The organism is Kitasatospora sp. NPDC059088 (assembly GCF_042738155.1).
Lineage (GTDB): Bacteria > Actinomycetota > Actinomycetes > Streptomycetales > Streptomycetaceae > Kitasatospora.
Genome location: NZ_JBHYGR010000080.1, coordinates 30,778 through 40,911, shown reverse-complemented (window position 1 = coordinate 40,911; position 10,134 = coordinate 30,778). Strand labels below are relative to the sequence as shown.

9 protein-coding genes are annotated in these 10,134 nt (G+C 75.7%); 3 read left to right on the top strand and 6 right to left on the bottom strand.

Annotated elements, in window-relative coordinates; translation table 11 throughout:
• Window positions 1–220: 220 nt before the first annotated feature.
• From ACFWXO_RS29560 to ACFWXO_RS29545, 4 genes are read right to left on the bottom strand one after another with little or no spacing between them, the layout of a single operon-like run.
• Window positions 221–1,285, bottom strand: coding sequence for a MerR family transcriptional regulator (locus tag ACFWXO_RS29560; RefSeq protein ID WP_380527354.1), 1,065 nt, complete (start codon window positions 1,283–1,285; stop codon window positions 221–223).
• A gap of 34 nt (window positions 1,286–1,319) precedes the next feature.
• Window positions 1,320–2,201 carry an RNA polymerase sigma-70 factor gene (locus tag ACFWXO_RS29555; RefSeq protein ID WP_375897252.1) on the bottom strand — a complete coding sequence of 294 codons (882 nt, stop codon included), beginning with the start codon at window positions 2,199–2,201 and terminating at the stop codon, window positions 1,320–1,322.
• A gap of 15 nt (window positions 2,202–2,216) precedes the next feature.
• Complete coding sequence (locus tag ACFWXO_RS29550; RefSeq protein ID WP_380527353.1) at window positions 2,217–2,417, bottom strand: hypothetical protein; 201 nt, start codon at window positions 2,415–2,417, stop codon at window positions 2,217–2,219.
• Window positions 2,414–5,566: an SNF2-related protein gene (locus ACFWXO_RS29545; RefSeq protein ID WP_380527351.1), complete on the bottom strand. Its 3,153-nt coding sequence runs from the start codon at window positions 5,564–5,566 to the stop codon at window positions 2,414–2,416. Before ACFWXO_RS29545 ends, ACFWXO_RS29550 begins: the two co-directional genes overlap by 4 nt.
• A 226-nt stretch (window positions 5,567–5,792) precedes the next feature.
• Here ACFWXO_RS29545 and ACFWXO_RS29540 point away from each other — a divergent pair, with 226 nt between their 5' ends.
• The gene (locus ACFWXO_RS29540; RefSeq protein ID WP_380527348.1) at window positions 5,793–6,398 is read left to right on the top strand and encodes a YceI family protein; all 606 of its coding nucleotides are present in this window, start codon (window positions 5,793–5,795) and stop codon (window positions 6,396–6,398) included.
• A 98-nt stretch (window positions 6,399–6,496) separates the two neighbouring features.
• On the opposite strand, the gene ACFWXO_RS29535 is transcribed toward ACFWXO_RS29540, so the two are convergent.
• Window positions 6,497–7,483, bottom strand: a complete 987-nt coding sequence (locus ACFWXO_RS29535; RefSeq protein WP_380527347.1) for a LysR family transcriptional regulator — start codon at window positions 7,481–7,483, stop codon at window positions 6,497–6,499.
• A 117-nt stretch (window positions 7,484–7,600) separates the two neighbouring features.
• On the opposite strand from ACFWXO_RS29535, the gene ACFWXO_RS29530 reads away from it, so the two are divergent.
• Together ACFWXO_RS29530 and ACFWXO_RS29525 are read left to right on the top strand one after the other, a co-directional pair.
• Window positions 7,601–8,857 carry an MFS transporter gene (locus tag ACFWXO_RS29530; protein ID WP_380527345.1) on the top strand — a complete coding sequence of 419 codons (1,257 nt, stop codon included), beginning with the start codon at window positions 7,601–7,603 and terminating at the stop codon, window positions 8,855–8,857.
• Window positions 8,858–8,866: 9 nt separating this feature from the next.
• Window positions 8,867–9,346 carry a macro domain-containing protein gene (locus ACFWXO_RS29525; RefSeq protein ID WP_380527343.1) on the top strand — a complete coding sequence of 160 codons (480 nt, stop codon included), beginning with the start codon at window positions 8,867–8,869 and terminating at the stop codon, window positions 9,344–9,346.
• Here ACFWXO_RS29525 and ACFWXO_RS29520 read toward each other — a convergent pair.
• Window positions 9,331–9,969, bottom strand: a complete 639-nt coding sequence (locus ACFWXO_RS29520; RefSeq protein WP_380527341.1) for a GNAT family N-acetyltransferase — start codon at window positions 9,967–9,969, stop codon at window positions 9,331–9,333. The two genes, ACFWXO_RS29525 and ACFWXO_RS29520, sit on opposite strands and share 16 nt — an antisense overlap.
• Window positions 9,970–10,134 lie beyond the last annotated feature (165 nt).

Below are 10,134 nucleotides of genomic sequence, written 5' to 3'. Positions count from 1 at the left end.
GCCGACTCTGTGGGTGGGGTGTGATCGCCATTGGCGGTCTGAAAATCACCCGTTACGCCGCTCTCCGCACCCACCCCCTCCACCGCCCCCTCCCGCAGCGCGTCCCTCTCGCCTTGGGCGGGTTGGGGGGAGGTGGGGGGTGGGTGTTGGTGGGTGGGTGCGGGTTCTTGTGGTGCGGGCGCGCGGGCGGTGCCACGCGCGCTCGCTGGGGGTGGGGGCGTCAGGGGAGGCGGACCGGCATCAGGACGGAGAAGGTGCCGGTTCGGCCGGGGGTGCGGATGGCGAGCGGGGCGATCGGGCCGCCGAGTTCGAGGAGGAGTTGTTCGGGGTGGGCGGCGCGGAGGGCGTCGAGGAGGAAGTCGCGGTTGAGGGCGATGTGGGGGTCGTCGGGGGTGGGGTCGGCGGTGACGGTGAGGTGGCCGTCGTCGGTGAGGGTGAGCACGGTGACCTGGCAGTCGGCGCCCTGGGGGCCGGAGGGGAGGGTGCGGGTGGCGCCGGCCTCGACGGCGGTGCGCAGGGCGGCGGCGGGGAGGGTGAGGCGGTGCTGGAGGTCGAGCCGGGTGAGGACTCGGTGGTCGGGGTAGTCGGTGGCCGGGACGGCGCCCTCGATGCGGTGGTCGGGGGTCTCGGCGTGGAAGGTGTCGGCGCCCAGGGTGAGCAGGACCTCGGCGGGGGCCGCGGGCAGCAGTGCGCGCAGGGCGTCCACCAGGGCGGTGGGGACGGTGGTGCCGGGGGCGGGCTGCTGCGGGGCGCCGAGCGCGGGCAGTTCGGCGAAGGCCATCCGGTAGCGGTCGGTGGCGACCAGGCGCAGGACCGGGCCGTCCGGTTCGAACAGCACGCCGGTCAGGGCGGGGTGGTCCGGGTCCTCGCAGACGGCGAAGCGGACGGCGTCCAGGGCGGCGGCCAGGCGGTCGGCGCGGACGGTGAGGTGCAGGGTGGTGGTCATCGGGTGCTCCCTCTGCTCGATCGTGGTGCGGATCAGGGAGAGTTCGCGGCGGGCGTCGGCGAGGCCGTCCTCCAGGCGGCGCAGGTGGGCGTCGAGGACGCGTTCGGCGTCGTGGCCGGCCAGTACGGCGCGGATGTCGGCCAGCGGGAGGCCGACCCGGCGGAGCCGGACCAGCAGGCGGGCGTCGGCGAGTTGGGCGGGCCGGTACCAGCGGTAGCCGGTCTGCGGGTCGACCCAGGCGGGGGTGAGCACCTCGGCGCCGTCGTAGTAGCGCAGGGTGCCGACGCCCAGGCCGCTGGCGCGGGCCAGTTCGCCGATGCTGTGCAGCTCGCTCTCCATGCCGGTCACTCTCGGGGCTCGACCTGGTCGAGGGTCAAGCGAGGTGGGTGAGCTTGTCCGGGTTGCGGACGGCGTGGATCGAGCTGACCAGGGGCTCGCCGTCCGGGCCCTCGGTGAAGTCGAGGACGGAGACGGAGTCGACGGCGCCGTCGACGGTGATCAGCAGGCCGGGCTGGCCGTTGACCAGGACGGGGCGGACGCCCGCGGCCTCGCCGAGCTGGCGGAGCACGCCGAGGAGGAAGCGGGCGACGTTGTCGGCGCCGGTGACCGGGCGCAGGGCCGCGCGGATCACTCCGCCGCCGTCGCTCCAGGCGGTGACGTCGGGGGCGAGCAGTTCGAGCACCCGGTTGAGGTCGCCGCCGACGCAGGCCGAGAGGAACTCGTCGGTGGCCCGGCGGCGCAGCTCCGGCGGGGCGTCGTAGCGGGGGCGGCGGGCGCGTACGTGCGCCCTGGCCCGGCTGCCGACCTGGCGGCAGGCCGCCTCGGTGCGGCCCAGGGCCTCGGCGATCTCCGGGTAGGAGAAGCCGAAGGCCTCCTTGAGGACGAACACCGCCCGTTCCAGCGGGGAGAGGCTCTCCAGCACGACCAGCAGGGCGAGCGAGACGCTCTCGGCGCGCTCGACGCCGTCGGTGGCGTCGGGCTCGGAGACCAGCGGTTCGGGCAGCCAGGGGCCGACGTAGGACTCGCGGCGGACGGCGGCCGAGTCCAGCCGGTTGAGGGCGAGGTTGGTGACCGTACGGGCGAGGTAGCCGGCGGGGCTGGCGACCGGGCCGGTGACCCCGCTCCAGCGCAGCCAGGTGTCCTGGACCAGGTCCTCGGCGTCGGCGACGCTGCCGAGCATCCGGTAGGCGATGCCGAAGACCGTCCGCCGGTGCTGTTCGAAGGCGGCGAGCCGGGTGTCGGGGGTGTCGGTCACGTTCGGGACGCTACCTCAGGAGCGGAAGGCCTCGTAGACGGGGGCGAGCAGGGTCGCCAGGTCGCGGCCGTGGACGGTGATGCCGGAGCGGCCGAGGCGGTGCAGCGAGGGCTCGACCGGCTCCTCGTCCGGGGTCGGCGACAGGGTGAAGTCGCCGCGCCAGTAGGCGGCGACGTTGACCATCGGGGCCTTCGGGGGCGGTGCCTGGTCGGTCATGCGTCCTCCTCGGCGACGGCGTCCTCGCGGGTGAGGGTGACCAGTTCGCGCAGGGCCTCGGCGGGGAGGTCGGTGAGCCAGTGCTCCCCCGCGCCCACCACGGTGTCGGCCAACGCGCGTTTGGCGGTGAGGATTTCGTCGATCCGCTCCTCGACGGTGCCGACGCAGACCAGGCGGCGGACCTGGACGTCGCGGCGCTGGCCGATCCGGAAGGCCCGGTCGGTGGCCTGCTCCTCGACCGCCGGGTTCCACCAACGGTCCAGGTGGATCACCTGGTTGGCGGCGGTGAGGTTGAGGCCGGTGCCGCCGGCCCGCAGCGAGAGCAGGAACACCCGGGGGCCGTCCGGGGCCTGGAAGCGCTCCACCAGCTCCTCCCGGCGGGCGCGGGGGACGCCGCCGTACAGGTGGAGGACCTCCTCGCCGAGGCGGCGTTCCAGGTACGGGCGGAGCATGGTGCCGAACTCGGCGTACTGGGTGAAGACCAGGGTGCGGTCCCCCTCGGCCAGCGCCTCCTCCAGCAGTTCGGCGAGCCGGGCGACCTTGCCCGAGCGCTCGCCCAACGGCGAACCGTCGTGCAGCAGTTGGGCCGGGTGGTTGCAGACCTGCTTGAGCTTGCCGATCGCGGCCAGCACCGTGCCGCGCCGCTCCACGCCCCGGATCCCCTCCACCCGCTGGAGCAGGTCGGCGACCACCGCCTGGTAGAGGCCGGCCTGTTCGGCGGTGAGGTTGCACCAGACGGTCATCTCCTGCTTGGCGGGCAGCTCGGCCGCCACCGCCGGGTCCGTCTTGAGCCGGCGCAGCACGAACGGGGCCGTGCGGCGCCGGAGTTCGGCGGTGCGTTCGGGGCTGCGGTGCAGTTCGACCGGGATCGCGTAGCGCTCCTTGAAGCGCTCGGCCGGGCCGAGCAGGCCGGGGTTGGCGAAGTCCAGCACGGCGTGCAGTTCGGCGAGCCGGTTCTCCACCGGCGTGCCGGTCAGGGCGATCCGGTGCCGGGCCACGGGCAGCGCGCGGATCGCCCGGGACTGGGCGGTGCCGGTGTTCTTGATGTGCTGCGCCTCGTCGGCGACCACCCGGCGCCAGCGGATCGCGCGGAGCGCGGCGAGGTCGCGCTGGACCAGCCCGTAGGTGGTGATGACCAGGTCCGCTCCCCCGACGGCGTCGGCGAGTCGGTCACCGCCGAGGCGGTCGGCGCCGTGGTGGACGTAGCGGCGCAGGCCGGGGGCGAAGCGCTCGGCCTCGCGCTGCCAGTTGCCGACCAGGGACATCGGGCAGACCAGGAGGGTGGGGGCGTCCGCCCCGGACCGTTCGGCAGCCAGCAGGGCGAGGGTCTGGACGGTCTTGCCGAGGCCCATGTCGTCGGCCAGGACGGCGCCGAGGCCGAGCTCGGACATGGTCCTGAGCCAGGCGAGTCCGCGCTGCTGGTACGGGCGGAGTTCGGCGTGGAAGTCCGGTGGCAGGGCCGGGACTTCGGGGGTGGCGGTGGCGGTTCCGGCGAGCAGGTCGCCGAGCGGGCCGTCCGCCCGGACGCCGGTGACCGGCAGCCCGGCGACCGTCGCCTCCGGGTCGAGGGCGAGCCGCAGCAGGTCGGCGGCGGCGAGCAGGCCGTCGCGCTGCTCGGTGAGGAAGGCCAGTGCGGCGGCGATCTGGGCCGGGTCGGCCTCCAGCCAGGTGCCCCGGACCCGGACCAGCCCCTGTTTGGCGGCGGCGAGTTCGGCGAGCTCCTGCTCGGTGAGCGGGGTGCCGTCCGGGCCGAGGGCGGCCTGCCAGCGGAAGGCGACCACGGCGTCCCGGTCGACCTGGCTGGCGACGGCGAGGGTGCCGGGGGCGGACGGGGTGGTGGCGCGCAGGGTGAGGCCGAGCCGGGGGCGGCGGCGCCACCAGGAGGGCAGCAGCACGCCGAATCCGGCCCCGGCCAGGGCGGGCGCGGCGGTGCGCAGGAAGTCGAGCGCGCCGACGCGGTCGAGCGGCAGGGCGGACGGGCGGGAGCGGTGGCGCAGCCCGTCCAGGGCGGGCCAGCGGTGGGCGGCGCGGGCCAGTTCGGCGACCAGCACGTCGGCGGGGCCGGCCCGGTCGCCCCCGGGGGCGACCTGCGCGAGCTTGCGGTCGAGGGCCGCGTGGGCCGCGCCGCCCTCGTGCAGTTCGGCGGCGCGGACCAGCAGGGAGGGCTCGTCGACGGCCTGGAGCAGGAACTCCAGCCGCCAGGCGTCGTCGGAGGGGCTGCCGTCCGGATCGTCGTCGGCGGGGCCGAGCGGTTCGACCAGGCGGAAGCAGAGCCGCAGGGCCGGGTCGGCGGGCTCGGCGGTGGCGTACCAGTCGGTGATCCGGCGGCGCAGTTCGGCGAACTCCCCGGGCGGGGCGTCGACCTCCCCGGAGGGGGTGGCGAGGGCGTGCAGCCAGCGGTCGGCCGGGGCCGGGCCGGGGGCGGGGAAGGGGGTGTCGGCCAGGGCGGCCCGGGCCTCGGCGTCGACCAGGGCGCCCAGGGCGGCGTCCAGCAGGGCCTCGCCGGTGCCGGCGCCGGTCGGCCACTCGCCCAGCAGGACGGGCGGGCAGCCGGCCGCCAGGGCGGCGGCCTCGCGGCGCCCGGCCGGGGTGGGGTCGGGCCGCCAGCGGGCCCGGGGCCGGCCGTCGGCGAGGACGGGCAGGGGCAGCACCCGGCCCCGGCCGACCGCCCGCCAGGCGAGGTCGTGCACCCCGGTGAGCCAGCGCAGCGAGGGCCCGTAGACCACTTCGACCCGGCCGGTGCCGGGCAGGTCGGTGTCGGTGACGGCCCAGTGCGGGTCGTGGACCTCGCCGAGCAGCTGGGCGGCGGCGCCGGCCTCGAACAGCAGGGCGGGCACCCGCCAGGGGGTGAGCACGGCGCCGCCGCGAGGCGGGGTGACCGGCAGGTCGGGCGAGGGCGCGGGCAGGGGGCCGACGGTGGGCAGCAACAGGGTGGCCCAGCGCTCGGGGGCCTGCCCGGCGAGCCAGCCGAGGCCGGGCCCGATGCCGCCGAGCACGGCGGCCAGGCGGTCGGCCGGGCAGGCGTACGGGTGGGCGCGCGGGGCGGGCCGGTCGGGGAGGTGATCGGTGGCGCCGGGGTGGGCGCGGGCGTCCTCGGCCCAGAGGGCCAGCCGTCCGTCCGCCCGCCAGAGTGCGTGCAGGACGAACATGCGGGGCCTCTCGGGGCGGGTGGGAACCGTCCTTCGCAGCCTAGTCGGAGGGTCGGACAGTGCCCGTCGGTCCGCCCGGCGGCGCCCGTGGGGCCGGGCGGCTGGGCCGTTCGGGTGGTTCGGCGGAGTGCTTCGACCGTTGTGGTTGAAACTTGAACGAAAGAGTCGTACGGTGGAGCCAAGAAGTTGAAGCCTAAACAAATGGCTTCGAACCCGAGGAGGAGCCATGGGCCTGTTCAACCGCACCAAGACCGCCACCCCCACCGCCGTCCGGACCCCGGCCGGCCCGGACCTGTCGCACCTGACCGGCGACTGGGCGATCGACACCACCCACAGCGAGATCGGCTTCGCGGTCCGCCACGCGATGGTCACCAACGTCAAGGGCCGCTTCACCGACTACGAGGGCAAGCTGCACCTGGACGGCGCCGAGCCGCACAACTCCTCCGCCGAGCTCGTGATCAAGGTCGCCAGCGTCGACACCAACCAGGCCCAGCGCGACGAGCACCTGCGCACCGGCGACTTCTTCGCGGTCGAGACCCACCCGGAGATCCGCTTCCGCAGCACCTCCGCCGAGGCGGTCGGCGACGACTCCTACCGGATGACCGGCGAGCTGACCATCAAGGGCACCACCCGCCCGGTCGTCCTGGAGCTCGACTACACCGGCAGCGCCACCGACGCCTACGGTGCCGAGCGGGTCGGCTTCGAGGGCCGGACCGTCGTGGACCGCACCCAGTTCGGCCTCACCTACAACGCGGCCCTGGAGACCGGCGGCGTGCTGATCGGCGAGAAGGTCAAGCTCAGCTTCGACATCTCCGCCGTCAAGGCGGCCTGAGCCGGCCGTCCGCGGCCACGGCGGTCCGTGCCGCCCCCACGACCCACCGCCCCTGCCCGTCCCCCCGGGGCAGGGGCGGTGTGCTACATCTGCGGACCCTACGTCCGCGCGATGAGCGCGGCGTCCTCCGGGGGCAGCCAGCTGCCGGCCGGGCGGTCCAACCAGCCCTCGGCGGCGCCGAGTTCGGCGGCCGCGGCGGCCAGCGCGAGCAGGCCCGGGCGGCGCTCCCCGGGCCGGTGCACCAGGCTCACCAGACTCAGCGGCACCGGGTCCACCAGCGGGACGTTCACCGCCCCCGGGAGGCTCGGCCCGCCGACCGTGGTCAGCATCGGATCGCCGTGCCGGGCCAGGTAGCGGGCCGTCTCGACCGGGCCCACCGGCGGGACGTACGGCTCGGCCGCGCGCAGACCGTGTTCGCGCAGCAGCCGGGCCCCGAGGTCGGCCCACTCGGTGGTGGCCGGGTTGCCCGCGCAGATGTCGACCGGGTGCCCGAGCAGATCGGCCGGGCGCAGCGCCGGGCGGCCGGCCAGCGGGTGGGTGTCCGCCATCATCACCGAGACCCGCTCCAGCCGTACGGGCCGCTGGGCGAGCCGGCCGCGCACCGGGGCGGGCAGTCCGGCGAAGCGGCCGAACGAGGCGTCCAGCCGGTGCGCCAGCAGTTCGTCGGCGGCCGCGGCCAGACCGCCGTGGAAGCGGGCCAGCAGCTCGCCCTCCGGCCAGGCGGTGCGGGCCCGTTGCAGCACCCGGTCGGCGGTCAGGTCCGGGCCGGTGACGTCACTGTTGAGGTCGAGCAGCAGCGGCCTGGCGGCGGCACCGGCGCCCGCGCCGAACCCGGCGAGCAGGTCGTCGTGCAGGGCGAGCAGCCGGCGCGCCCCGGGCAGCAGCCGGCGCCCGGCCGGGGTGAGGTCGACGCTGCGGGTGGTGCGGGTGAACAGTGCCTCGCCGAGCAGGCCCTCCAGCGTGCGGACGTCCCGGCTGAGTGCCTGCTGGGCGACGTACAGCCGCTCGGCGGCCCGGCCGAAGTGCAGGGTCTCGGCGGTCGCGACGAAGCCGCGGAGCAGTCGGGGGTGCAGGTCACGGGGCATGGGCGGCAGATTAACAACACCGTGTTGTGACTGCGGCGGAACAGGTGTTGGACGCCGGTCGGAGCGCACCGCGAGGCTGGGCGCATCCCCCTCCCGCCCTGCGCCCCAGGAGCCCGATTGCCCCCGCGCGCCCTCCTCGCCTCCTACCGACGGCTGTTCGCGGCCCCCGGCGCCACCGCCTTCACCCTGGCCGGGCTGCTCGGCCGGATCGCACTGTCGATGAACGGCGTCTCGCTGGTGGTGCTGCTCGCCGAACGGCGCGGCTCGTACGCGCTGGCCGGGACGGTCTCGGCGGCCGGGCTGGCCACCGGGGCGATCGGGATGCCGCTGCTCGGCCGCCTGGTGGACCGGTACGGGCAGTCGCGGGTCACGGTGCCGGCCGCGCTGTACAACGCCGTTCCGCTCGCCGCCCTGCTGCTCTGCGTCCGGCTCGGCGCCCCGGACTGGACCCTGTACGCCTGCTGGGCCGCCTGCGCCGCCGCGCCCAACCTCGGCGGCATGGCCCGGTCCCGCTGGGCGCACCTGCACCGGGACGACCCGGCCGCCCGGCACCTGGCCAACTCCCTCGAACAGGCCCTGGACGAACTCTGCTTCATGGCCGGGCCGGTGCTCGCGATGGTGCTCTGCACCACGATCGCCCCGGAGGCCGGGCTGCTCACCGCCGGCACCGTCGGCACCGCCGGCGCCCTGCTGTTCGCCGCCCAGCGGGGCACCGAACCGCCGCTGCCGGCACCGGCCCCGACCGGCGAGCGGCACGGCTCCCCGCTGCGGGTGCCCGGGCTGCGGGTGCTGGCGCTGACCTTCCTCGCCACCGGCACGGTCTTCGGCGCCACCGAGATCACCACCGTCGCCTACGCCGACGCGCTCGGACACAAGGCGGCGGCCGGCCCGCTGCTGGCCCTGGTCGCGGGCGGATCCTGCCTGGCGGGGCTGCTGTTCGGGCTGCTGACCCCGCGCCGGGCCCCCGGGGCGCGCTTCCTGCTCGGGGTGGCGGCGATGGCCGCGGTCCTGCTGCTGCCGCTCGCCGCCGGGCTCGGCGGGGCCGGGCCGGTGGCCCTCGGCGCGGCACTGTTCGCGGCCGGCACGGCCACCGCGCCGACCATGGTGACCGGCATGACGCTGGTCCAGGAGCTGCTGCCGCAGCGGCAGTTCAACGAGGGGATGGCGGTGGCGGTGTCCGGCATCGTGGTCGGCATCTCGGCCGGGGCGGCGCTCGCCGGGACGCTCGCCGAGCGGGCCGCGCCCGGCACCGGCTACGTCCTGCCCGCCGGGGCCGCCGCGCTCGCCCTGCTGATCGCGTCGGCCGGGCGGCGGCACCTGCGGGCGTCCGGCCCCGCGGAAAATGGGGCGCGGGTTGTCAGTGCCTCCGTCTAACTTCGAGTCATGGCGGAAATCACCTACGTCCGAGGCGATGCCACCACGCCCCAGGGCAAGGGCGTGAAGGTGATCGCGCACGTCTGCAACGACCTCGGCGGCTGGGGCAAGGGCTTCGTGCTCGCGCTCTCCAGACGCTGGCCCGAACCCGAAGCCGCTTTCCGGCGGTGGCACCGGGAGCGGGCGAAGAACGACTTCGGCCTCGGCGCCCTGCAGTTGGTGCAGGTCGAGCCGTTCGTCTGGGTGGCCAACCTGGTCGGCCAGCGCGGCATCCGGACGGGGCGCTCCACCGGGGTGCCCGTGCGGTACGAGGCCATCGACACCGGGCTGGCGGCCCTGGGCGGGCGCGCGCTCGAACTCGGCGCCTCCGTCCACATGCCGCGGATCGGCTGCGGACTGGCGGGCGGGCGCTGGGAGAAGGTCGAGCCGCTGGTGGCGGCCCGACTCTCGGCGCGCGGCGTGCCGGTGACGGTCTACGACATCGACTGACCGCTCACCGACCGACCGCCCTCGGGCCGGGCGTGCTCCGTTCGACCGTTCTCCGGCCGGGCGCTCGCGGACCGACCGTTCTCCGGCCGGGCGTTCGCGGCCGGCCAGGCGTAGACGTACTCGGGCAGCACCCAACCGCCCGGGAACACGCCCTCCTGCGCCGCGATCCGCACGCCGCCCTCGCGCTCGTAGAAGGCGATCGCGCGGGTGTTGGCGCGCAGCACCTCCAGGTACAGCTCGGCGGCGGGGAACCGCTCGGCGAGTTCGGCGCGGGCGGCGGCCAGCAGGTGCCGGCCGATGCCCCCGCCGGTGAGGCCCGGGCGGACGTGCAGGTTGTCCACCAGCACCCGTCCGTCGGCCTGCGGCACCAGATAGACGAACCCGGCCGGCTCACCGGCCCGTTCGGCGACCAACAGCACGGGCGTGTTCTCCGGCGGCCCGTAGTCCACCGCCAGGCGCAGCTCCCACAGTTCGCGCCGCTGGGCGGCCAGTCCGTCCCCGATCGCCTCGTCGGGGACCATCCCGCGATAGCTGGTGCGCCAACTCTCGGCATGCAGGTCCGCGACGTCCGCGGCGTCCTGCGCTCCGCCGTACCGAATGGTGGTCCGTTCAGGACCGGTCATGTGACGAGCCTCCCACGAAGATGGAGTTGAACATGTTCAACCGTAACGTCTACAGTTCTGCCAAGATTTTGAACGCGTTCGAAATGACGGGGGACGGTTTCGTGGGGGGGGGGGGCGGGGCGGGGGGGGGGGGCCGCCGCTCCCGCCCCCGCACCACACCCCCGC